The following is a 22512-nucleotide window of genomic DNA, read 5'->3' as shown; positions in this document are numbered from 1 at the left end:
GGTCAGTGCTCGGCACCGTGCCAGTTGGTGCCGACACCGACGGAGACCTCCAGCGGCACCGACAGCGGGTACGCGCCGCCCATCTCCCGGCGGACCAGCTCCTCCAGGTCGGCCCGCTCCCCCGGGGCCACCTCGAACACCAGCTCGTCGTGGACCTGCAGCAACATCCGCGACCGCAAGGTGGAAGCCCGCAGCGCGGTGTCGATGTGCAGCATCGCCACCTTGATCAGGTCGGCGGCGGAGCCCTGGATCGGGGCGTTGAGGGCCATCCGCTCCGCCATCTCCCGGCGCTGCCGGTTGTCGCTGACCAGGTCCGGCAGGTAGCGGCGACGACCCAGCACGGTGGAGGTGTAGCCGTCCTGGCGGGCCTGGGCGACCAGCGTCTGCAGGTAGTCCCGGACCCCGCCGAAGCGGCTGAAGTACTCCTCCATCAGCTTCTTGGCCTCGTCGGTGCCGATGCCGAGCTGTTGGGACAGCCCGAACGCGCTCAATCCGTACGCCAGCCCGTAGTTCATCGCCTTGATCCGGCGGCGCTGCTCGGCGCTGACCGACTCCAGCGGCAGCTGGAACACCGACGACGCGGTCACCGCGTGGAAGTCCTCCCCGGAGTTGAACGCCTCGATCAGCGCCTCGTCGCGGGACAGGTGCGCCATGATCCGCATCTCGATCTGGCTGTAGTCGGCGGTCAGCAGCGACTCGTAGCCGGCACCGACCACGAACGCCCGCCGGATGCGCCGGCCCTCCTCGGTACGGATCGGGATGTTCTGCAGGTTCGGGTCGGTCGAGGAGAGCCGGCCGGTGGCCGCCACCGTCTGGTTGAAGGTGGTGTGGATCCGCCCGTCGTCGGAGATCGACTTGAGCAGCCCGTCCACCGTCGACTTGAGCCGGGCCACGTCACGGTGCCGCAGCAGGTGCGCCAGCAGCGGATGCTCGGTCTGCACGAACAGCCACTGCAGCGCGTCGGCGTCGGTCGTGTAGCCGGTCTTGATCTTCTTGGTCTTGGGCAGGCCGAGATCGGTGAAGAGGATCTCCTGCAACTGCTTGGGCGAGCCCAGGTTGAACTCGCGGCCGATCACCTCGTACGCGGCCTGCGCGGCGGCTTTGACCTCGGCGGCGAACAACGCCTCCAGCTCGGTCAGGTAGTCGGTGTCGGCGGCGATGCCGGCCTGCTCCATCCCGGCCAGCACCTCCACCAGAGGCAGCTCCACGTCGGCGAGCAGCCGGGTCGATGCGTCGCCGTCACGGGCCAGCTCGGTGTCGATCGCGTCGGCCAGATCGAGAGTGGCCCGGGCCCGCAGCATCAAATTCTGCTCGACCTCACCCTGCGGTCCGAACCCGTCCAGGGTGAGCTGGCCGTCGTCGGGGGCGTCGACCCGCAGCTCCCGGTGCAGGTAACGCAGCGCCAGGTCGATCAGGTCGTACGAGCGCTGGTCGGGGCGGGCCAGGTAGGCGGCGAGCGCGGTGTCCCGGTCGATGCCGGTCAACGACCAGCCGTGCGCGGCGAACGCCAGCCTGGCCGGTTTGCTGTCGTGCAGCACCTTGCGCCGCTGCTCGTCGGCGAGCCACCCGGCGACCGCCGCCTCGTCGTCGGCGTCCAGGCCGGCCGGGTCGAACCAGGCCGCCGCGCCGTCGGCGGTGGCCACCGCCACCGCGGTCAGCGCTCCGGTGCCCCGACCGAAGGTGCCGGCGACCGCGACACCGACGCTTGCCCCCGCCGGGGCGTTGCCGGCCAGCCAGGGCCCGACGGCGCCCGCGCCGAGGATCTCACCGGCGAGGTCGAAGCCGGCTTCGGCCTCCGGCTCGACGGCGTCGAGGTACTGGTAGAGGCGGTCCCGCAGAATGCGGAACTGCAGGCTGTCGAAGACCTGGTGGACGGCCTCGCGGTCCCAGCCGGCCCACTTGGCGTCGGCGGTGGCCACCGGCAGCTCCAGGTCGGCGACCAGCCGGTTGAGCTCGTAGTTGCGCAGCACGTCGGCGAGGCGCTCGCGCAGATTCTCCCCCGCCTTGCCCTTGATCTGGTCGACCTGGGCGATGACGCCGTCCAGCCCGCCGTACTGGCTGATCCACTTGGCGGCGGTCTTCGGCCCGACCCCGGGCACCCCGGGCAGGTTGTCGCTGGACTCGCCGACCAGGGCGGCCAGGTCGCGGTAGTGCTGCGGGCCGACCCCGTAGCGGGCGGTGACCGCCGCCGGATCCATCCGGGCAAGGTCGGAGACGCCCTTGCGCGGGTACAGCACGGTGATCCGGTCGTCGATCAGCTGGAAGGCGTCCCGGTCGCCGGTACAGATCAGCACGTCCATCCCGGCGTCGCGGCCCTCGCAGGCCAGCGTGGCGATGATGTCGTCCGCCTCGTAGTTCTCCTTGGTGACGAACGGGATCCGCAGCGCGTCGAGAACCTCCTGGACCAGGCTGACCTGGCCGGCGAAGTCAGCCGGGCTCTCCGAACGGCCGGCTTTGTACTCGGCGTACTGCTCGGTGCGAAACGACCGACGGGAAAGGTCGAAGGCGACCACGATGTGGGTCGGCCGCTCGTCGCGCAGCACGTTGATCAGCATCGAGGTGAAGCCGTAGACCGCGTTGGTGGGCTGACCGGTGCTGGTGGAGAAATTCTCCACGGGCAGGGCGAAGAACGCCCGGTAGGCCAGGGAATGGCCGTCGAGAAGCAGCAGTCGGGTCGCGTCGTCGGTCACGTCAAGCGACTCTAGTCGTGGGGTGTGACAGCGCCCCCGGCGGCTCGCGGCCGGGTTCTGCCCGCCAGCTCAGAGGACCTTACTGAGGAATGCCCGAGTGCGTTCGTGCCGTGGGTCGACGAGGACCTGCCGGGGCTCGCCGGCCTCAACCACCACCCCGCCGTCCATGAAGATCAACGAGTCGCCGACCTCCCGAGCGAAGCCGATCTCGTGGGTCACCACGATCATCGTCATCCCGTCGCGGGCCAGGTCCCGCATCACGTCCAGCACCTCACCGACCAGCTCCGGATCCAGCGCGCTGGTCGGCTCGTCGAAGAGCATCAGCTTCGGCCGCATGGCCAACGCGCGGGCGATCGCCACCCGCTGCTGCTGACCGCCGGAGAGCCGCCCCGGATAGGCTTGCGCCTTGTCGGCCAGGCCGACCCGGTCCAGCAGCGCCAGCGCCTGCTCGCGGACCGCGGCCTTCGGCTGCCGGCGGACCCGTAGCGGGGCCTCCATCACGTTGGCCAGAGCGCTCATGTGCGGGAAGAGGTTGAACCGCTGGAACACCATGCCGATCGCCTGCCGCTGCGCGGCCACCTCCCGGTCCGGCAGTTCGTGCAGCTTGCCGCCCCGCTCGCGGTAGCCGACCAGCGACCCGTCCACCCAGATCCGACCGCCGTCGATCTTCTCCAGATGGTTGATACAGCGCAGGAAGGTCGACTTTCCGGACCCGGACGGCCCGATCACGCAGCACACCTCACCGGGGCGCACCGCCAGGTCCACCCCGTTGAGCACGTCGAGCGACCCGAACGACTTGTGCACGTTCTCGGCGTACACCATCTGGTCGTCGGGCCCGGCGGCCGGCGCGGTCATCGCGTACCTCCGCTGGCCGCGGCGGCGGAACCGCGGGAGAACCGCCGTTCGAGGAACGACTGGCCGACCGTCAACACGCTGGTCAGCGCCAGATACCACAGGCACGCGGCGACCAGCATCGGGAACACCTGGAAGGTACGGGAACCGACCGCCGACAGTTGGAAGAACAACTCGTTGGTGACCGGTACGAAAGCCAGCAACGAGGTGTCCTTGAGCATGGCGGTCGTCTCGTTTCCGGTCGGCGGCACGATCACCCGCATCGCCTGCGGCAACACCACCCGGCGCAGCGTCAGCCCCTGCCTCATGCCGAGCGCGGCACAGGCCTCGGCCTGACCCGGGTCGACCGACTGGATACCGGCGCGGACGATCTCCGCCATGTACGCCGCCTCGGACAGCGCCAACCCGAGCAGCCCGGCGACGAAGCCACTGATCGCCGTCCGCGCGTCGAAGCCCCAGATCCGGGCCTCGAAATTGGTGACGCCGAACAGGGCACCGAGCTGACGGTCGAACGGCAGCCCGAATTCCAGCCGATCCCAGAGGATGCCGAGGTTGCCGAAGAGCACCAGCAGCACCACCCGGGGCACCGCCCGGAAGAACCAGGTGTACAGCCAGGCGACCCCGGCCAGGATCGGGTTTCCGGACAGCCGCATCACGGCGACCACGACACCGAGGGCGATGCCGATCACCATGGCGAGCAGCGTCATCGTGATGGTGGTCCGGACGCCTTCGACGATCGGCGGCCGGAACATGTTGTCGACCATGAACGACCACTGAAACCGGTCGTTGGTGACCAGCAGGTGGATGAACATCGCGGCGAGCACGGCGAGGACGCCGATCGCCACCCAGCGGCCCGGCCGGCGCACCGGCACCGCCTTGATCGGCTCCGGGCGGGTCCGGAGTGCCCCGGCGGGCTCGGAGCCGGGCCGGCCCACCGTCCCGGCTGGCTTGGCCTGGGCCTGGTCCGTCCCGGACGGCTCGACGCCGTCCGGGACGGATGAGGGGTTGTCCGCAGACATCGGTCAGCAGCTGCTACTCAGGGATTCACGGCCGGGTCGGTGATCCCGCCCGCCTCGACGCCCCAGTTGCCCAGCGCCTGCTCGTAGCTGCCATCGGCGATGACCGCTGCGAGCGCCTGGGCCACCGCCTCGGCGAACTCGACCTGCTCCTTGGCCACCACGTAGCCGTACGGGGCAGAGTCGTAGATGTCGCCGGACAGCTCCAGCTCCCCATTGGTCTGCTGCACCGCGTACGCGCAGACCGGCGAGTCGGCCAGCATCGCATCGTTCTTGGCGGAGACCACCGAGGCGGTCGCCTGGTCCTGGCCCTGGAACTGTTCGATGGTGATCTCGGGGTCGCCGGCGGCGGTGCAGGCCGCCGACCGGGCCTCGATGTCCTCCACCTGCACCGTGCCGGCCTGCACCGCCACCCGCTTGCCGCAGGCGGCGTCCGGGTCGACCGGTTCGCCGGTGCGCGACGCCCACTGGGTGCCGGCCGCGAAGTAGGACACCAAGTTCACCTGAGCTTTGCGCTCGTCGTTGATGGTGAACGAGGAGACCCCGATCTCGTACTTGCCGGACATCACCCCGGGGAGGATGTCGTCGAACTGGCTCGGCACGTACTCGGTGGTCAGGCCGAGCTTGCCGGCGACCGTGTTGAACAGGTCGACGTCGAAACCGACCACGGTGGCGCCGTCGGTGTCGAGGAACTCCGCCGGGGCGTAGGTCGCATCGACCCCGACCAGGATCTTGCCGTCGGCCTTGATCTCGTCCGGGACGAGCGCGGCCAGGTCGTCGTCCGGTGCGGCGCTCGGCGCGCCGCCGCCCGGTTGCTCGACGCTGTCCTGCTCGCCGCAGGCACCGAGGGTGAGCACGAGAGCGAGCGCGCCGAGCACCCCGGCGGCAGCCCGCCGGGTACGCTGATGGGCGATTGTCACGATTCCTCCGAGGGGTCGGGTCGTACCGGTGCCGGGTCAGGCGACACCCAGGTACGCCTCCTTGACGGCCGGGTCGTGCAGCAGTTCCGCGCCGGTGCCGGCCTTGACGATCCGGCCAGTCTCCAGCACGTACGCCCGGTGGGCGCGCGACAGCGCCTGCTGGGCGTTCTGCTCGACCAGCAGGACGGTGGTGCCCTGCTGGTTGATCTCCACGATGATGTCGAAGATCTGCTGGATCAGCATCGGTGCGAGCCCCATCGAGGGCTCGTCGAGCAGCAGCAGCTTCGGCCGGCTCATCAGCGCCCGGCCGACGGCGAGCATCTGCTGCTCGCCACCGGACAGGGTGCCGCCGTGCTGCTTGCTCCGCTCGGCCAGCCGGGGGAACAGACCTAGGACCCGTTCCAGGTCGGCGGCGATGCCGGCCCGGTCGCGTCGGGTGTACGCCCCCATGTCCAGGTTCTCCAGCACCGTCATACCGGGGAAGATCCCCCGGCCTTCCGGTGCCTGGCAGAGCCCACGGCGTACCCGCAGGTCGGCCCGGAGCTTGGAGATGTCCTCGCCCTCGAAGGTGATCTTGCCGGCGGCGATTGGCCGGATCCCGGAAATCGCCCGCATGGTGGTGGACTTGCCGGCGCCGTTGGCGCCGATCAGGGCGACGATCTCGCCCTCGTCGACCGTCAGGCTGATGCCGTGCAGCGCCTGGATCCGCCCGTAGAGCAGGCTGACGTCCTCGATCTCAAGCAGCATCGTCCGGCACTCCCAGGTAGGCGGCGATCACCCGGTGGTCGTCCCGCACATCGGCGGGCAGCCCGTCGGCAATCTTCTTTCCGAACTCCAACACCACGATCCGGTCGGTCACCCCCATGACCAGGCGCATGTCGTGCTCGATCAGCAGCACGGTGACGCCCCGGTCACGGATCTGGCGGATCAGCTGGAGCAGCTCCTCCTTCTCCGCCGGGTTGAATCCGGCCGCCGGCTCGTCCAGGCAGAGCAGTACCGGATCGGTCGCCAACGCCCGGGCAATTTCCAGGCGCCGCTGTTCGCCGTACGACAGGTTGCGGGCCATCTCGTCGATCCGCGGGCCGATCCCCACGAAGTCCAGCAGCGCACGGGCCTTCTCCCGGCCGTCACGCTCCTCGCGCCAGTGTCGCGGCAGCCGCAGCATCGCGGAGATGACGCTGGTCTTGTGATGGGCGTCGGCACCGACCTGGACGTTCTCCAGCGCGGTCATCTCCGGGAAGAGCCGGATGTTCTGGAACGTCCGGGCCATGCCCATCTTGGTGATCTGGTGACGCTTCTTGCCGACGATCCGCTGGCCGCGGAACCGGATCTCACCCTCGGTGGGCTGGTAGATACCGGTCATCGCGTTGAAGCAGGTCGTCTTGCCGGCCCCGTTCGGACCGATCAGGCCGAGGATCTCGCCCTTGTACAGGGTGAAGTCCACGTCGTTGAGGGCCACCACACCGCCGAAGCGCAGCGTGACATGGTCGACCTCCAGCAGCGGCTCCCGGGTCGGGCTGGTCGGCGGGCTGGTCTCGGTCGTCGGATCAACCACCGACGATCACCTCCTTGCGGCGATCCTTGAATTCGGCGGCTCTGCGTCTGTTGGCGATCAGGCCCTGCGGCCGGAAGATCATCATGATCACGAGGGTCAGGCCGAAGACCAGGAACCGGTACTCGTAGAGTTCGACACCGAACAGCTCGATGCCGCGGAAACGTTCGATCAGGTACGCGACCAGGCCGCCACCAACGATCGCGCCGACGATGTTGCCGGAGCCGCCGAGGATCACCGCAGCCAGGATGATGATCGAGTTGAGCAGTTCGAAGTTCTGCGAGCTGACAAAGTTCTGTTTGCCAGCGAACAGCGCCCCGGCGAGCCCGCCGATCGCCGCGCCCATGGCGAACGCCCACAGCTTGAACTTGAACGTCGGCACGCCCATCAACTGGGCGGCGTCCTCGTCCTCACGGATCGAGATCCAGGCCCGGCCGACCCGACTACGGCTGAGGTTGCCGACCAGGATCACCACGACGATGATCAGGGTGAGGACCAGCCAGTAGTACGGACGGGCATCGAGAACCCCGAAGACCGGTTCGCCGTCGGCGAACTCGCCCGGCGGGTGCGGAATCTGGTTGAGGCCCCGCTGGCCCTTGAGGAACTCGGAGCTCACCGCGGCGATCCGGATCATCTCGGCGAAACCGAGGGTGACGATCGCCAGGTAGTCGCCGCGCAACCGCAAGGTCGGGGTACCGAGCAGCAGACCGGAGATCATTGTGATGCCGATCGCCAGCGGCACCGCCGCCAGCCACGGCCACAGCGTCTTGAGATCGCTGCTGGGCGAGGTGAGCACCGCGACGGTGTAGGCACCGACCGCGAAGAACCCGAAGTAGCCGAGGTCCAGCAGGCCGGTAAAGCCAACCACGATGTTGAGCCCGACCGCCAGCAGCACGTAGATGGAGACGGTGAACAGCACCTGGGCGAAGTTCGACTCGGTGGTCGGGATCGGTCCGAGGTACTGGTAGAACTCCTTGTTCGGCAGCGCGTAGAAGAACACCACCACAGCGGCGATCAGCGCCCAACGGGCCCACTTCGGCATGTGGTGCCAGCGGTCGGAGAACTCGCCACGCGCATGGTGCAGCTTGGCTCGTATGCCTGTCATACCCGTGCCCTCCCCAGTGACTCGCCGAGCAGACCGGTCGGCCGGAACATCAGCAGGATGACCAGGACGGCGAAGGCAGCAAAGTCTTTCCACTGCGTACCGAAGAGTCCGGACGCGTAGTTCTCGACGACACCGAGCAGGAGACCGCCGAGCAACGCGCCACGCAGATTACCGATCCCACCGAGCACCGCGGCGGTGAAGGCCTTGAGCCCGAGCAGGAAGCCCACGCTGTAGGTCAGCACGCCGATCCGTACGTTGAAGAGCACGCCGGCGACACCGGCCATCACACCGCCCAGGATGAAGATGGTCATGATGACCCGGTCCTTGTTGACCCCCATCAGGGCAGCGGTGTTCGGGTCCTGGGCGACCGCCCGGACACCCCGACCGACCCGGCTGCGGTTGATGAAAAAGTCCAGGCCGACCATCATCACCAGGGCCGCACCCACGGTCAGCAGCTGCACCATGGTGATCGGCACATCGGCGATCTCGAACAACGGGACGTTGCTTACGATCGTCGGTAGACCCTGTGGCAACCGGCGGGTGTAGATGCCGAACGCCTCGGCCAGCACGATCGAGGCACCGATGGCGGTGATCAGGAATGCCAACGGCGGGGCGTTGCGTTGGCGCAGTGGCCGGTACGCCACCCGTTCGATCAGGGTCGCGGTGGCCGCCGAAGCTATCGCGGCCACAACCAGCGCGATCAGCAGATAGAAGATGATCGAGCCGACCCCGCTGACCTCGGAGTTCTGGGTGAGTCCGAGAGCTGTCCAGGTCCACAGCGCGGCGAAGGCACCGGCGATGAAGACCTCGGAGTGGGCGAAGTTGATGAGTCGCAGTACGCCGTAGACCAGTGTGTAACCTAGCGCGACCAAGGCATAGATGGCACCCTGGGTCAAGCCGGTAACGGTGAGCTCTCCGAAGTTCGAGAGCAATCCATTGACATTCAAGGAGGGTGCTCCATCGAGGGCTGGGAAAAGAGTCGGATGCGGCCGGGAGCGAGCTCCCGGCCGCACCCGCTAAAAGCTGAACTGCCGATTCGAACAAATCAGGACTTGGGGATCTCCTGGTCCGGCACGACCTCACCGTTGACAACCTTGAACGCCCAGACCACGACCTGGGCCGCGTCGAGCTCACCCTTGTCGTCGAACTTGTAGTTGGCCGCGACGCCTTCGCCCTCGTAGCCCTTCACGAACTTGAGCAGGGACTTACGGGTGGTGTTGCCCTCGCCGATGCCTTCGAGCAGGATGTGCGCCGCGTCGTAGGCGGTGTCGCTGTAGGTGCCCGGCAAGGTGCCGTGCAGCGCCTCGAAGTCGGCGGCGAAGCTTCCCCGAGCCTCGGTGGCCGGCTGGCACGGGCAGGTGAGGATGGTGCCCTCAGCCGCGGCCGCGCCGGCGGAGTCGATGAACGCATTGTCGTTGACGCCGTCGCCGGCGACCATGACGGCGGTGATGCCGGCGTCAGTGAGCTGCTTGCGGATCAGACCGGCCTCCTGGTAGTACCCACCGAAGAAGATTGCATCCACGTCGGCGGAGCGCACCTTCGTCACGGTGGCGGAGAAGTCGACCTGCTTGCCCTCGCCCTGGACCTTGTCGGAGTCGACAACCAGGTCACCGAGAAGGTTCTTGACCTCGTCGGCCAGACCGGCACCGTACGCCGACTGGTCGTCGATGACGAAGACCTTCTTGGCACCCAACACGTCGCGCAGGTAGATGCCGGCGCCCGGGCCCTGGCTCAGGTCGTTGCCGACGCCCCGGAAGAAGGTCGGCCAACCCTGCTCGGCCAGGCTCGGCCGGGTCGCCGACGGGGTGATGGTGACCAGACCGGCCTCGGCGAACAGCGGACCGGCCGCCTCCGACTCACCCGAGTACGCCGGGCCGACGATGCCGAGCATCTTCTCGTCGTCGATGGCGCGCTGGGCCAGACCGGGCGCCTGGTCCGGGCTGCCCTGCGAGTCCAGGCCGACCAGCTCGACGGTGCAGTCCGGGTTCTCCTCGTTGTACTGCTCCACCGCGAGCGCGGCACCGTTGCGCTCGTTGATGCCCAGCGCCGCCGAAGGACCGGTCAGCGCCCCGAAAAAGGCGATCTTGTAACCACACCCATCGCCGCCAGCTTCCGTGGTGTCGCCGTCGCCGCTGCTGCAGGCGGCGCCGCTCGCGACGAGCGCCGCCATGGCGACGCCGCCGAGCAGGCGGACAAGATTACGCTTCAAGGCTCGAAACCCTCCTAGATCCAATTGGCCCGAACCACCCACTGCCGATTGGCTCTTGCGGGAAGCACGCACCCGGCCGCTATGCCGGCCTTGGGGCGGGACGCTATCCCACCTTCCGGGCACCCCGTAAGGTCAGAGAAGGGCCGTTGACGAAAACGTTACGTACGGCGATCCCGGAACTCCCTCGGCTGTAACACGACGCCTCGACCGGGCACGTTCTCTCTGGTCAGGCAGCTACAGAGCTTGAAGGGTTGATGTTCGTCGGCTTGTCGGCGTGATCCGGGTCGATGCGCGGCGGCAAGCGGTCCAGGAACGGGCCGTGGCCATGTTCGTCGAGGACCGGCCGACCGCAGAGTTCGCACCTGAGCTGCGGGTTTCGGAGCAGTCGGTGTGGGCGGCGACGGCGGTGAGGTCTGCCTGCGACCTCGACAGCGTGGACGGTTGATGTGGCGCGTGTCCGGCTGCACCGTGGGCGGGCAGGTGAACGCGGCAGTTTCAGCGAGGACGACTACCTCGCGTTCCTCGACAGGTCCATCAGCGCCTCGCCGCGCCGACCGTGCTGGTCCGGGACGACCTGAACACGCACGTCAGCCTGCGGATGCGTGCCCTCATCGCGGCCCGTGACTGGCTGACGGTCGTACGGCTGCCCACCTACGCGCCGGACCTCAACCCGACCGAGGGCGTCGGGGCGTGGACGAAACGCGGGATCGCCAACATCGCCGTCCACGGCGTCGACCACCTCGCTGACCTCGTCAGGCAACGGCTACGCGCGTGCCAGCAGCAACCCGACCTGCTCGCGGGCTTCCTCGCCTACACCGGATTGACCCTCGATCCAGAACCACCATGACCGAGCAGACGTCAACCTTTCAACCTCTGCAGCGAGCTACCGCCGATCGCTGGACGGCGATCGGCGGGGCGGTCACTACGCCGGCGGCGTCGGGTTGTCACCAGGGGTTTCGGCCAGGATCCGCTCCGCGACGTCGCGCATCGTCATCCGATGGTCCATCGCCATCCGCTGAATCCACTTGAACGCCTGCGGTTCCGTCATGCCGTACGAGGTCATCAGCATGCCCTTGGCCCGCTCGACGACCTTGCGGGTCTCCAGCCGGTCGGTCAACCCGGCGACCTCGGACTCCAGCGCGGCGACCTCGCTGTACCGGGACAGGGCGATCTCGATCGCCGGCACCAGGTCGCTCTTCTGGAACGGCTTCACCAGGTACGCCATCGCGCCAGCCGCCCGCGCCCGCTCCACCAGATCACGCTGGCTGAAGGCGGTGAGGATCACCACCGGGGCGATCCGCCCGCCCGCGATCCGCTCGGCCGCCGCCAGGCCATCCATGATTGGCATCTTGATGTCGAGGATCACCAGGTCGGGCTTGAGTTCCTCGGCGAGTCGCACCGCCGTCTCACCGTCGCCGGCCTCCCCGACGACGTCGTAGCCCTCCTCGACGAGCATCTCCGCCAGATCGAGCCGGATCAGTGCCTCGTCCTCTGCGATCAGTACCCGCCTGCGCTCGGCACCCGCCTGCGTGTCGGCCACGAACCCCTACCCCCACACTTGCCACCCGACACCCACCGGGTTGGGTGTCACCGCCTTCAGCGTAGTAGGTAGGCTTGGCACAGCCAGGCCCCAGACCCGACAAAGGTCCCCGTACTCCAACCGGTAGAGAGGCGGAGCTCAAACCTCCGACAGTGTGGGTTCGAATCCCACCGGGGGCACCACCCACCTGGAGCGCCCTGACAGCGGTTCTGCGGTCAGGGCCACCCACCCGTCCGGCGGGAAGACAGCCTGTCGAGTTGTCCGGAGTCGACGATGCCCGGTAGCCGGGTCCGAGGTTCAACCTGACGCCGGACGGGAAGGCTGGTTCGAGACCGCGCACCCCTCGGACCGGGAGGCCTTCATGCGTACCCTGCTCATCGTCGTCGGCATCGTCGCGGCAGTACTGCTGCTGCTCGGCGCGATCCTGGAAGCCCTCCGGATCCTGTTGGTCATCGGTCTGGTCGGCCTCGCGGTGGTACTCGCGCTGGGCCTGGTCGACCGGGGCCGCACCCGCGTCTGACCGGTGGTCGAAGCGGCCTGGCCCCGCCTCGATCGCCGGTCGCTGGTTGAGCAGGTGGCGTACGCTCGGGCCGGCCGACAGGGTCCGGCGGCGCGTTGCCACTGCTGCCGGCACAGCGGAGAGCAGGGAAGATGGAACTAGTCATTGCACTGTTTTGCCTGATATCTATAGTTGTGGTGGCTTTTGCCGGATACGGCGTGGCTGTTTACAACGGCCTGGTCACCGCGCGCAACGCGTTCCGCAACGCGTTCTCCCAGATCGACGTCCAGTTGACCCGCCGACACGACCTCATTCCCAACCTCGTCGAGGTCGCCAAGGGGTACATGAAGCACGAGCGCGAGACGCTCGAAGCGGTGATCGCCGCCCGTAGCGGGGCCGTCAACGCCCAGTCCGCCGCCACCGGCAACCCCGGCGACCCGGCCGCGATGCAGCAGCTCGCCGGCGCGGAGAACATGCTGACCCAGAGCCTGGGCCGGCTCTTCGCGCTCTCCGAGGCGTACCCGGACCTCAAGGCCAACCAGAACATGATGCAGCTGACCGAGGAGCTGACCTCCACCGAGAACCGGGTCGCCTTCGCCCGGCAGGCGTACAACGACGCCGTCATGAACTACAACAACAAGCGGGAGCGGTTCCCCGGCAGCATGGTGGCGAACATGTTTTCCTTCGGCCCGGCCGCACCGTTCGAGGTCGAGGATCCGCAGCAGCGGCAGGCCCCCCAGGTGAACTTCTGACGAGATGAACTTCTTCGAACGTCAACGCCAGGTGCGACGGGTCTCCGCCCGCCTGGTCGGACTCTTCGTGGTCGCCGTCATCGGCATCGTCGCCGTCGTGGCCCTCGCCGCGGTCGTCGTCTTCGACGGTGCCTCGATGCCTCCGGCCCAGCTCGCCGGGCTGCTGACGGTCACCAGCCTGCTGACCGTCGCGGTTATCGGCCTGGCCGCGCTGTTCCGGACCGTCACGCTGCGCGGGGGCGGCGGCCGGGTCGCCCGTGAACTGGGCGGGGTGCTGGTGCCGCCGGACACCACCGATCCGCAGCTGCGCCGGCTGCGCAACGTGGTCGAGGAAATCTCCATCGCGTCCGGCGTACCGGTGCCCGAGGTCTACCTGCTGCCGCACGAGGAGGGGATCAACGCCTTCGCCGCCGGCTGGTCCACCTCGGACGCGGCCATCGCGGTGACCCGGGGCACCCTGGAGCGGCTCAATCGTGACGAGTTGCAGGGCGTCATCGCGCACGAGTTCAGCCATGTCGTCAACGGCGACATGCGGCTCAACATCCGGCTGATGGGCCTGCTCTTCGGCATCCTGTTCCTGGCGGTGATCGGGCGCGGGCTGCTGCGCACCGGCTTCGTCAGCGGCGGACGCTCCCGTGGTGACAACAAGGGCGGCAACCCGCTGCCGCTGATCGGGCTGGCCATGGTGGCCGCCGGCTACATCGGAGTGCTGGTCGGTCGGCTGATCAAGGCGTCGGTGTCCCGCCAGCGCGAGTACCTGGCGGACGCCTCGGCCGTGCAGTTCACCCGGCAGACCGCCGGGCTGGCCGGCGCGTTGAAGAAGATCGGCGGGCTGCCGGCCGGGTCGAAGCTGGCGAACCCGAAGTCCGAAGAGGTCGGCCACATGCTCTTCGGCTCCGGAGCACGGCTGTCGGCGCTGTTCGCCACGCACCCGCCGCTACCGGAACGGATCAAGGCGCTCGACCCCAGCTTCGACCCGGCCGAGTTGGCCGCGCTGTCTCAGCGCTGGGCGGCGGCACCGCCGTCCGGCCTGGCCGAAGACCGAGCCCTCGGGCTCACCGGAGACCGGGCACCCCGAGCCACCGGAGACGGCCCGACCGGCAACGGTGCCCTGCCCGACGCCGACGCCCGGGTCCGGGTCGATCCGGCGGAGGTCCTCGACCGGATCGGCGCCACACCGCCGGCCGCCTACCCGCACGCCGCCGACCTGCTCTCCCGAATCCCGTCGGCGCTGCTGGATCAGGCGCACCGGCCGGACGCCGTGGTCCCGTTGATCCTCGGGCTGCTGTTGTCGGCCGATCCGCAGGTGCGCGCCCGGCAGCACGCGGAGATCTTCGAACGGCACGGCAAGGCGCTCGCCGACACGACCTGGCAGGCCGGTCACGCCACCGCCGGGCTGCATCCGCTACTGCGGCTGCCGCTGGCCGAGGTCGCCTTCCCGGCGTTGACCGCCCGCCCGCCGGCCGAGCGGGACGCGGTCGCCGACGCGATGGCCACCCTGGTCCGGGCCGACGGACGGATCAGCGTCTTCGAATACTGCCTGTCCCGGCTGGTCGGCGACGAGCTTCGGGAGTCGCTCACGCCCTCGTCGCGGTCGGGCAACGGCCGGGGTACGTTACGCGGCGCGCGACGGGAGGTGGGGACGCTGTTCAGCGTCCTCGCCCAGGCCGGGCACCCGGACCCGGCCACCGCCGAGCGGGCCTTCGCCGCCGGTACGGCGCAGACCCTCCCCCAGTCCGACGTACGGTTCTCCGCACCGGCCAACGGTGTGCTGGAGTTGGAGTCGGCCTGGCCGCAGCTCGACGGGCTGCGGCCGGCGGAAAAGGCCCGGCTGGTCACCGGCGCCGTCGCCGTGATCAGCCACGACGGCGTGATGACCGTCCCGGAGATCGAGCTGCTGCGGACCATCTGCCTGATCCTGCACAGCCCGCTGCCGCCGCTGCCGGTGCCGGTACCGGCCTGACCAGCACACGCAGCCGGCCTGGGCGCGGACGCAGAGACAGGAGCCCTGCGGGAGTTGGCGGGGTTACCGCCGCCCTGCGCGTCGGCTGAGCCGAGGGCTGTCGTCGGGCCGCTGCTTTGACCGGCTTGCCGGCTGTCGCAGGCCGCGCAGCGCCTCATCGAGGTGAGGCTGAGATACCTTACGTCTGCGTTTTAGGGTCTCTCAGCCTCACCTCGATGTTGGCGGATGAAGAGCGGAAGCGATGCGGGCACCGGCCTCGAGACGGCGGTGGTCTACCGGGGGCAGATGCACGACGCCATCCTGGCGATAGGCTTCCGCCCCGAAGTACGGATCGCGAAGGTACGCCGTACCGTCAGTCTGCCCGACAGCGTGCTGTACGTCGCCGACGTCGCCGACCTCGGCACGTTCCTTGAGCTGCCCCGACGGCGGGCGAACGCAGCAGCCCTGGAGGCACCCGGGCACCCACCAGGTCACCCTCGTCCGGCGCGGCTGCGCAGGCCGAGCTGGCGGCGTTCGTCGCCACGGCCGGGGATCGCGGGCGTCCCGTACCGGTGAAACGTACGCTTCGCTGGTCCGCGCGGGTGTCACCAGTTGTGCATGCTGCCGTCGGTGAGTCGGTTCACCGGCAGCGACGCCGGCTGGTACGGGTACCGGGCGGCCGCGGACTCGTCGATGTCGACGCCGAGCCCGGGTTCCTCGCCGGGATGCAGGTAGCCGTCGGCGAAATGATACGAGTGCGGGAAGACCGCGTCGGTGGCCTCGGTGTGCCGCATGTACTCCTGCAGGCCGAAGTTGGGGATGCTCAGGTCGACGTGCAGCGCCGCCGCCATGCAGACCGGCGACAGGTCGGTGGCGCCGTGCGATCCGCTGCGGACGTGGTGCAGCGCGGCCAGGTCGAAGATCCGGCGCAGGTGGCTGATGCCGCCGGCGCGTACCACCGTGGTCCGGATGTAGTCGATCAGTTGTTCCTTGATCAGCTGCTGGCAGTCGAAGATGGAGTTGAAGACCTCGCCGACGGCGATCGGCGTGGTGGTGTGCTGGCGGATCAGCCGGAAGCCCTCCTGCAGCTCGGCCGGGACCGGGTCCTCCAGCCAGGTCAGCCGGTACGGCTCCAGGTCCTTGCCGAGCCGGGCGGCCTCGATCGGGGTGAGCCGGTGGTGCGCATCGTGCAGCAGCTTCAGGTGCGGGCCGAACTCGTCGCGTACCGCGGCGAAGACCTGCGGGGTGTGGACCAGGTAGCGTTCGGTGGACCAGGTGGTCTCGGTGGGGACAGCGGCGTCGGCCGGCTCGTAGAACATCCGGTCCTTGCCGACGCCGTAGGTGGCTGGCAGGCCCGGGACGGCGGTCTGCACCCGGACCGCCCGGTAGCCGAGGTCGACGTAGCGGGCCACCTCGGCGAGCACCTCGGGGACGGTCTCGGCGTTGGCGTGGCCGTAGACGGTGACGCCGTCGCGGCACCGGCCGCCGAGCAACTGGTAGACCGGCAGCCCGGCAACCTTTCCTTTGATGTCCCACAGTGCGGTGTCCACTGCGGCGATCGCGCTCATCGTGACCGGTCCGCGCCGCCAGTAGGCGCCCCGGTACAGGTACTGCCAGGTGTCCTCGATCCGGGCGGCGTCGCGCCCGATCAGCGTCGGTACGACGTGGTCGCGCAGGTAGCTGGCGACGGCGAGTTCGCGGCCGTTGAGCGTGGCGTCGCCGACTCCGGTCACTCCGTCTTCAGTGACGATCTTCAGGGTGACGAAGTTGCGTCCCGGACAGGTCACGATCACCCGGGCGTCCACGATCCGCATCAGCCAGACTCCTCGCGTCGACGGCGGCGGGCTGCCACCGGTACGCCGCAGAGGTTAGCCGAACTCTTGACTCGGAGTTCATCGATCTCTAACTTGACCGCAAGAGTTTCCAGCAAGTTTCAAACTTCTTACAGCAAAGAAGGCGGAGCTTGCGGACGTCACCCGCTTGGAGGAACCGCCGTGCCCCACGACACCGTCCCGGGTAGCCGCCCACCCGAGCCCCGACCCGGCCCCCCGACCAGTAGACACCCCATCCGCCGTCGGCGGCGGTTGCTCGCCGGCCTCGCCGTGCTCACCCTGCTGCTCAGCGGTGCCGTGGTCACCGCCGGCGCCACCACCCGGAGCACTGCCGCCGACGCCGCGCCGCAGGGCGACCGCGACGTCACGGCCGTACTGTTCTCCTGGCGGTTCGACTCGATCGCCCGCGAGTGCCGCGACACCCTCGGCCCGCTCGGCTACGGCTACGTCCAGGTCTCCCCGCCACAGGAACACATCCAGGGTGGCCAGTGGTGGACCGCGTACCAACCGGTCAGCTACGCCATCGCCGGCCGCCTCGGTGACCGGACCGCGTTCAAGGCGATGATCGACACCTGCCACGGCGCCGGGGTGAAGGTGATCGTCGACGCCGTCGTCAACCACATGAGTGCCGGGCAGGGCACCGGCAGCGGCGGTACGGCGTACACCAAGTACAACTATCCCGGCGTCTACCAGGAGCAGGACTTCCACTCCTGCCGCAGCCGGATCGCCGACTACCGCAGCCGCTACGACGTGCAGGAGTGCGAGCTCGTCGACCTGTCCGACCTGCACACTGGCAGCGACTACGTACGGACCCGGATCGCCGCGTACCTGTCGGACCTGCTCTCCCTCGGCGTGGACGGTTTCCGCATCGACGCGGCCAAGCACATCGCCGCCACCGACCTGGCCGCCATCCGGTCGAAGATGAGCAACCCCAACGCCTACTGGGTGCAGGAGGTCATCCACGGCGGCGGCGAGGCCGTGCAGCCCGAGGAGTACCTCGGCAGCGGCGACGTGCAGGAGTTCCGCTACGCCCGGGACCTGCGCCGGATCTTCCTCGACGAACGGCTCGCCTATCTGCGCGACATCGGACCGGCCTGGGGCTACCTGCCCGGCGACCGGGCCGGGGTCTTCGTCGACAACCACGACACCGAGCGTGGCGGCGACACCCTCAACCACACCAACGGCTCGGCGTACACCCTGGCCAGCGTCTTCACCCTGGCCTGGAACTACGGGTCGCCGCACGTGCACTCCGGCTACGACTTCACCAACTTCGACGCCGGCCCACCCAACGGCGGCACCGTCGTCGCCTGCTACGCCGATGGCTGGCGCTGCCAGCACGCGTGGCGGCAGATCGCCAACATGGTCAAGTTCCGCACCGCCGCGCACGGCACCGGCGTCGTCAACTGGTGGGACAACGGCAACAACCAGATCGCGTTCGGCCGCGGCGACCGGGCGTACGTGGCGATCAACAAGGAGGGGTCGGCGCTGACCCGCACCTTTCAGACGTCGTTGCCCGCCGGCAGCTACTGCGACGTGCAGCACGGCGATCCGACGCCGGGCGGCGGCTGCACCGGGCCGACCGTGACCGTCGACGCGACCGGCCGGTTCACCGCCAGCGTGCCGGCGAACGACGCCGTCGCGATCCACGTCGGCGCCCCGGCCGGGCCGGCCCCGTCGCCGACCGGTGGCACGACCAGCTCGCCGCCGCCGAGCGGAGCCAGCACGGCCGCGTTCGCAGTGACCGCCAGCACCGTCTGGGGGCAGAACATCTTCGTCGTCGGTGACCACAGCACGCTCGGCGGCTGGGACCCGGCCCGGGCGGTGCCGCTGTCGTCGGCCAGCTACCCGGTCTGGCGAGGCACGGTCAGCCTGCCGGCCGGCACCACGTTCGCCTACAAGTATCTGCGCCGCGACGCCGCCGGAACGGTGACCTGGGAGAACGGCGGCAACCGCACCGCGACCGCACCGGCCAGCGGGACGGTCACCCTGAGCGACACCTGGCGGAGCTGATTCGCCGTACGGGAAGATCGCGGCCGGGTGCCGGGTTGGGCTGGAGTGTGATCGACGTACCGCTCTCCGTCCTCGACCTGGCCCCGGTCGCCGCCGCCGGTAGCACCGGCGAGGCGCTGGCACACACCACCGCACTCGCCCGCCGGACCGAACAGCTCGGCTACCACCGGTTCTGGGTGGCCGAACACCACAACATGCCGGCCATCGCCAGCGCCGCGCCACCCGTGCTGCTCGCCCACCTCGCGGCGGCCACCTCGACGATCCGGGTCGGCTCCGGCGGGGTAATGCTGCCCAACCATCCGCCGCTGGTGGTCGCCGAGCAGTTCGGCACGTTGGAGGCGCTGCACCCGGGCCGCATCGACCTGGGTATCGGCCGGGCACCCGGCACCGATCAGGCCACGGCACTGGCGCTACGTCGGACGATGGCCGGCCTGAACGCCGAGGCGTTCCCGCAGGAGCTGGCCGCCCTGATCGGCTTCTTCCGGGGCGATCCGGGGCCGATCACCGCCACGCCGGGCGCGGGCGAGATGCCGGCGATCTGGCTGCTCGGCTCCAGCGGGTTCAGCGCCCAGCTCGCCGGCACCCTCGGCCTGCCGTTCTCCTTCGCGCACCATTTCAGCCCGGCGAACACGCTGCCGGCGCTGGCCCTGTACCGGCAGCACTTCCGTCCCTCGGTCTGGTTGGACAAGCCGTACGCGATGGTGGCCGTCAACGTGGTCTGTGCCGAGACCGACGAGCGGGCAGAGTGGTTGTCCGGCCCGGCCGGGCTGTCGTTTCTGCGGCTGCGCTCCGGACGGCCCGAGCCGCTGGCCAGCCCGCAGGAGGCTGCGGACTACCCGTACACCGAGTTCGAGCGGGAGTTCGTCCGACAGCGCCGCGACGGCCAGGCGATCGGCTCGCCGACCACCGTCCGTAGGGCATTGACCGCGCTACGCGAGCAGACCCAGGCCGACGAGCTGATGTTGACCACGTTGGTCTATGACATCGACGACCGCGCCCGCTCGTTCGAACTGGTGGTGGCCGACCCGGATGATGATCAATAGCCGGAAACAGGACCTTCATCAGCTGGTCACCGCCGCGCGATCCACGGCTGGCACTCTTCTTGGCAGGTGATGGTTCGACGCACGAGATCACGCGTGGGGTGGATGTCGTCGCGTCCGCAGGCGGGGGACTGGGTTCCGGTCCCCCGCCTGCGTTTGTCTGCAGCGCAAGCCGCAAGATCAGCTCAGCGCAGGTAGACGTTCGGCGTCGGTGGGGTCGCCATGTTGTTGCCGATGAAGAACGACGGGTGCGGCGGCTGGTTGTAGGCGGTGTTCTGCCAGGCGATCGCCACCCGGTACTGCGGGTCGTGCATCAGGGTGTGGACACGGCGGTCGGTGGAGTGCGGCGTGGCGTAGATCCGCAACGCTCGCGAGTCGCCGGTCCGCCAGATCACCTCCTCCCGCCAGTCGCCGAGCAGGTCGGCCGACAGCGCCGGGGTGGCCTTCGTACCGTTGTTGGACGCCACGTCGGAGCCGGTGAGCAGCCGGGTGTCGCCGGAGGTGCCGTACTTGTCGATCCGGGTCTGATCCAGCAGTTCACGTACCGGGTCGCCGTCCCACCAGATCACGAAGTTGATCGACGACGGCTTGCGTCCGACGTTGCCACCCGACGGCGAGCGCAGCTCACCGACCGCCGACGACCACGACTCGGCGCCGGCACTGCCGGCCCAGATGTCCGCCGACACCCCCCGGCCGTTGTCGCCACCGGTCGGGGTCTGCCAGATGATCTGACCGGTCCGCGCGTCGATCAGCGCCGACGACGGCTTGGCGCCGTCCTCCTGCACCTTGAAGTACTCCAGCCCGGCCCGGCCCGGATCGAGGTCACCGACGTGGCCGGCGTCGCCGTGGTTGAGGCTGGAGTTCCACAGCCCACGGCCGTTGTCGTCGATGGTGGCACCACCGAAGACGATCTCGTCGCGACCGTCACGGTCCACGTCGGCGATCGACAACGCGTGGTTGCCCTGCCCGGCGTAGCCGCCGTTGCCGGAGTTGTTGGAGTCGAACACCCAGCGCTGGGTCAGGCTCCCGCCCCGGAAGTCCCAGGCGGCGATGACCGTACGGGTGTAGTAGCCCCGCGACATGATCAGCGACGGACGCTGGCCGTCCAGGTACGCCGTGCCGGCCAGGAACCGGTCCACCCGGTTGCCGTACGAGTCGCCCCAGGACGAGACGGTGCCCCGGGCGGGCAGGTAGTTGACGGTGGACATCGCCGCCCCGGTCTGGCCGTTGAACATGGTCAGGAACTCCGGCCCGGACAACACGTAGCCCGACGAGTTGCGATAGTCGGCGCTGGTGGAGCCGATCGCGGTGCCGCGACCGTCGCGGGTGCCGTCGGCGGTCTTCATCGCCACCTCGGCGCGACCGTCACCGTCGTAGTCGTAGACCTGGAACTGGGTGTAGTGGGCGCCTGCCCGGATGTTGCGACCGAGATCGATGCGCCACAACCGGGTCCCGGACAGCTCGTACGCGTCGACGTAGACGTTGCCGGTGTAGCCGGACTGTGAGTTGTCCTTGGCGTTGGAGGGGTCCCACTTGAGCACGATCTCGTACTGGCCGTCGCCGTCGAGGTCACCGACGCTGGCATCGTTCGCGGAGTAGGTGTAGGCACCCCCGGACGGGGTGGTGCCGCCCGGCGGCACCTGCAGCGGCACGTCGAGATAGCCGTTGGCGAAGGTGAGTGATGCCGGCGACGGGGCCTGCTCGGTGCCGTCGACCACCGCGCGCACGGTGTAGCTGGCATTCGACGCGGCGCCGGAGTCGTAGTAGTTGGTCGAGGTGGTCACCGGTGACGAGGTGACCCGGGTGGTGCCGCGGTAGACGTGGAATCCGAGGTTGGCCGCCTCGGTGCCGAGCAGCCGCCAGGAGACCAGGTTGCCGGCGCCGGAGCGGACGCTGATCACGCCCCGGTCGAGGTTCTCCATCTGCTTGGCTCCCGGGCCGGGCGGTGGCGGGGAGGTCGGTGGCGGTGGGGTCGTGGGCGGCGGCGGTGCCGTGGTGGGCGGCGGCGCTGTCGTCGGTGGTGGCCCTGTCGTGGGTGGTGGCCCGCCGGTGGTCGGCGCGACGCCGCCGGTGCAGGTGGTCCCGTTGAGGGCGAAGCTCGTCGGCACCGGGTTGCTGCCGGTCCAGCTGCCGTTGAAGCCGAACTCGGTGCTGGCGTTGGTAGCCAGGTTGCCGTTGTAGCTGACGTTGTCGGCGCTCACCTGGGCACCGCTGGAGCTGATGGTGGCGTTCCAGGCCTGGGTGATGGTCTGCCCGGCACCGAAGCTCCAGGTCAGCCGCCACGACGAAACCGGATCGCCGAGGTTGCGGATGGTGACGCTGGCGCCGAATCCGCCGGGCCACTCGCTGGTGACGCGGTAGTCCACGGCGCAACCGGCGGCCGCGGCGGCAGAGGTGGCGGCGACGGTGGTCAACACCCCCGCGCCGACGGTCAGTGTGACGACCGTCGCGGCGGCGAGCAGGGACCGGTGGGAGGTACGGAGGCTGGACGATGGACGGTGGAGATTGTGCATGGGATCTCCGAGAGCGTACGGGCACCGCCGGCCCGGCGGA

General features: G+C 69.2%; 20 protein-coding genes and 1 tRNA gene. 9 read left to right on the top strand and 12 right to left on the bottom strand.

Annotation, left to right across the window (positions count from 1 at the left end; translation table 11 throughout):
• Positions 1-2 precede the first annotated feature (2 nt).
• From polA to ACFHVL_RS19880, 9 genes are all read right to left on the bottom strand, one after another.
• Positions 3-2690 (bottom strand): DNA polymerase I, encoded by a 2688-nt coding sequence (gene polA / locus ACFHVL_RS19920; RefSeq protein ID WP_416629722.1) that lies wholly within the window; start codon positions 2688-2690, stop codon positions 3-5.
• Between the two features lie 69 nt (positions 2691-2759).
• Positions 2760-3545: an amino acid ABC transporter ATP-binding protein gene (locus ACFHVL_RS19915; protein WP_416629720.1), complete on the bottom strand. Its 786-nt coding sequence runs from the start codon at positions 3543-3545 to the stop codon at positions 2760-2762.
• Entirely contained in the window at positions 3542-4561 is a 1020-nt protein-coding gene (locus tag ACFHVL_RS19910) for an amino acid ABC transporter permease (RefSeq protein WP_416629718.1), read from the bottom strand. Before ACFHVL_RS19910 ends, ACFHVL_RS19915 begins: the two co-directional genes overlap by 4 nt.
• Before the next feature lie 17 nt (positions 4562-4578).
• Positions 4579-5478 (bottom strand): ABC transporter substrate-binding protein, encoded by a 900-nt coding sequence (locus tag ACFHVL_RS19905; protein ID WP_416629716.1) that lies wholly within the window; start codon positions 5476-5478, stop codon positions 4579-4581.
• A 36-nt stretch (positions 5479-5514) separates the two neighbouring features.
• Positions 5515-6225 carry an ABC transporter ATP-binding protein gene (locus ACFHVL_RS19900; protein ID WP_416629715.1) on the bottom strand — a complete coding sequence of 237 codons (711 nt, stop codon included), beginning with the start codon at positions 6223-6225 and terminating at the stop codon, positions 5515-5517.
• Positions 6215-7033, bottom strand: a complete 819-nt coding sequence (locus tag ACFHVL_RS19895) for an ABC transporter ATP-binding protein (protein WP_416629713.1) — start codon at positions 7031-7033, stop codon at positions 6215-6217. The genes ACFHVL_RS19900 and ACFHVL_RS19895 overlap by 11 nt, the downstream gene beginning before the upstream one ends.
• A complete protein-coding gene (locus ACFHVL_RS19890) occupies positions 7026-8135 on the bottom strand; it encodes a branched-chain amino acid ABC transporter permease (RefSeq protein ID WP_416629711.1) in 1110 nt (369 codons plus the stop codon). The genes ACFHVL_RS19895 and ACFHVL_RS19890 overlap by 8 nt, the downstream gene beginning before the upstream one ends.
• The gene (locus ACFHVL_RS19885) at positions 8132-9082 is read right to left on the bottom strand and encodes a branched-chain amino acid ABC transporter permease (RefSeq protein WP_416629709.1); all 951 of its coding nucleotides are present in this window, start codon (positions 9080-9082) and stop codon (positions 8132-8134) included. Before ACFHVL_RS19885 ends, ACFHVL_RS19890 begins: the two co-directional genes overlap by 4 nt.
• A gap of 98 nt (positions 9083-9180) precedes the next feature.
• Positions 9181-10305 (bottom strand): branched-chain amino acid ABC transporter substrate-binding protein, encoded by a 1125-nt coding sequence (locus ACFHVL_RS19880; RefSeq protein ID WP_416629752.1) that lies wholly within the window; start codon positions 10303-10305, stop codon positions 9181-9183.
• Between the two features lie 313 nt (positions 10306-10618).
• Here ACFHVL_RS19880 and ACFHVL_RS19875 point away from each other — a divergent pair, with 313 nt between their 5' ends.
• Together ACFHVL_RS19875 and ACFHVL_RS19870 are read left to right on the top strand one after the other, a co-directional pair.
• On the top strand, positions 10619-10789 hold the full coding sequence (locus tag ACFHVL_RS19875; RefSeq protein ID WP_416629708.1) for a hypothetical protein: 171 nt from the start codon (positions 10619-10621) through the stop codon (positions 10787-10789).
• A 111-nt stretch (positions 10790-10900) separates the two neighbouring features.
• Positions 10901-11191: a transposase gene (locus ACFHVL_RS19870; protein WP_416629706.1), complete on the top strand. Its 291-nt coding sequence runs from the start codon at positions 10901-10903 to the stop codon at positions 11189-11191.
• A gap of 75 nt (positions 11192-11266) precedes the next feature.
• Here ACFHVL_RS19870 and ACFHVL_RS19865 read toward each other — a convergent pair whose 3' ends face one another.
• Positions 11267-11884 (bottom strand): ANTAR domain-containing response regulator, encoded by a 618-nt coding sequence (locus ACFHVL_RS19865; protein ID WP_416629704.1) that lies wholly within the window; start codon positions 11882-11884, stop codon positions 11267-11269.
• A gap of 105 nt (positions 11885-11989) precedes the next feature.
• Here ACFHVL_RS19865 and ACFHVL_RS19860 point away from each other — a divergent pair.
• The 5 genes from ACFHVL_RS19860 to ACFHVL_RS19840 all read left to right on the top strand — a co-directional run bounded on the left by ACFHVL_RS19860 (position 11990) and on the right by ACFHVL_RS19840 (position 15653).
• Positions 11990-12066: transfer RNA gene (locus tag ACFHVL_RS19860), tRNA-Leu, on the top strand.
• A 179-nt stretch (positions 12067-12245) separates the two neighbouring features.
• Entirely contained in the window at positions 12246-12404 is a 159-nt protein-coding gene (locus ACFHVL_RS19855) for a hypothetical protein (RefSeq protein ID WP_416629702.1), read from the top strand.
• Between the two features lie 197 nt (positions 12405-12601).
• On the top strand, positions 12602-13135 hold the full coding sequence (locus ACFHVL_RS19850) for a LemA family protein (RefSeq protein WP_416629701.1): 534 nt from the start codon (positions 12602-12604) through the stop codon (positions 13133-13135).
• A gap of 4 nt (positions 13136-13139) precedes the next feature.
• The gene (locus ACFHVL_RS19845; RefSeq protein ID WP_416629699.1) at positions 13140-15098 is read left to right on the top strand and encodes a M48 family metallopeptidase; all 1959 of its coding nucleotides are present in this window, start codon (positions 13140-13142) and stop codon (positions 15096-15098) included.
• Positions 15099-15323: 225 nt separating this feature from the next.
• Complete coding sequence (locus ACFHVL_RS19840; protein ID WP_416629698.1) at positions 15324-15653, top strand: hypothetical protein; 330 nt, start codon at positions 15324-15326, stop codon at positions 15651-15653.
• Positions 15654-15682: 29 nt separating this feature from the next.
• Here the strand turns inward: ACFHVL_RS19840 and manD are convergent, their stop codons facing one another.
• Positions 15683-16891: a D-mannonate dehydratase ManD gene (manD, locus tag ACFHVL_RS19835; protein WP_416629697.1), complete on the bottom strand. Its 1209-nt coding sequence runs from the start codon at positions 16889-16891 to the stop codon at positions 15683-15685.
• Between the two features lie 180 nt (positions 16892-17071).
• Here manD and ACFHVL_RS19830 point away from each other — a divergent pair, with 180 nt between their 5' ends.
• Entirely contained in the window at positions 17072-18919 is a 1848-nt protein-coding gene (locus tag ACFHVL_RS19830) for a carbohydrate-binding module family 20 domain-containing protein (RefSeq protein WP_416629696.1), read from the top strand.
• A gap of 47 nt (positions 18920-18966) precedes the next feature.
• Complete coding sequence (locus ACFHVL_RS19825) at positions 18967-19962, top strand: LLM class flavin-dependent oxidoreductase (protein WP_416629695.1); 996 nt, start codon at positions 18967-18969, stop codon at positions 19960-19962.
• A gap of 182 nt (positions 19963-20144) precedes the next feature.
• Here the strand turns inward: ACFHVL_RS19825 and ACFHVL_RS19820 are convergent, their stop codons facing one another.
• Positions 20145-22472 (bottom strand): cellulose binding domain-containing protein, encoded by a 2328-nt coding sequence (locus ACFHVL_RS19820; RefSeq protein WP_416629694.1) that lies wholly within the window; start codon positions 22470-22472, stop codon positions 20145-20147.
• Positions 22473-22512: the final 40 nt, after the last annotated feature.

It is taken from the genome of Micromonospora sp. LOL_023 (genome assembly GCF_048060115.1).
Classification (GTDB): domain Bacteria; phylum Actinomycetota; class Actinomycetes; order Mycobacteriales; family Micromonosporaceae; genus Micromonospora_E.
Note: the sequence above shows the minus strand (reverse complement) of the source record. Positions and strands in the feature narration are given on the sequence as shown.

Coding starts and splice junctions, on each gene's coding strand:
- ACFHVL_RS19845 (WP_416629699.1), top strand. CDS start 13,140: ATGAACTTCTTCGAACGTCAACGCCAGGTGCGACGGGTCTCCGCCCGC.
- ACFHVL_RS19880 (WP_416629752.1), bottom strand. CDS start 10,305: ATGGCGGCGCTCGTCGCGAGCGGCGCCGCCTGCAGCAGCGGCGACGGC.
- ACFHVL_RS19915 (WP_416629720.1), bottom strand. CDS start 3,545: ATGACCGCGCCGGCCGCCGGGCCCGACGACCAGATGGTGTACGCCGAG.
- ACFHVL_RS19855 (WP_416629702.1), top strand. CDS start 12,246: ATGCGTACCCTGCTCATCGTCGTCGGCATCGTCGCGGCAGTACTGCTG.
- ACFHVL_RS19890 (WP_416629711.1), bottom strand. CDS start 8,135: ATGACAGGCATACGAGCCAAGCTGCACCATGCGCGTGGCGAGTTCTCC.
- ACFHVL_RS19820 (WP_416629694.1), bottom strand. CDS start 22,472: ATGCACAATCTCCACCGTCCATCGTCCAGCCTCCGTACCTCCCACCGG.
- ACFHVL_RS19910 (WP_416629718.1), bottom strand. CDS start 4,561: ATGTCTGCGGACAACCCCTCATCCGTCCCGGACGGCGTCGAGCCGTCC.
- manD (WP_416629697.1), bottom strand. CDS start 16,891: ATGCGGATCGTGGACGCCCGGGTGATCGTGACCTGTCCGGGACGCAAC.
- ACFHVL_RS19900 (WP_416629715.1), bottom strand. CDS start 6,225: ATGCTGCTTGAGATCGAGGACGTCAGCCTGCTCTACGGGCGGATCCAG.
- ACFHVL_RS19840 (WP_416629698.1), top strand. CDS start 15,324: ATGAAGAGCGGAAGCGATGCGGGCACCGGCCTCGAGACGGCGGTGGTC.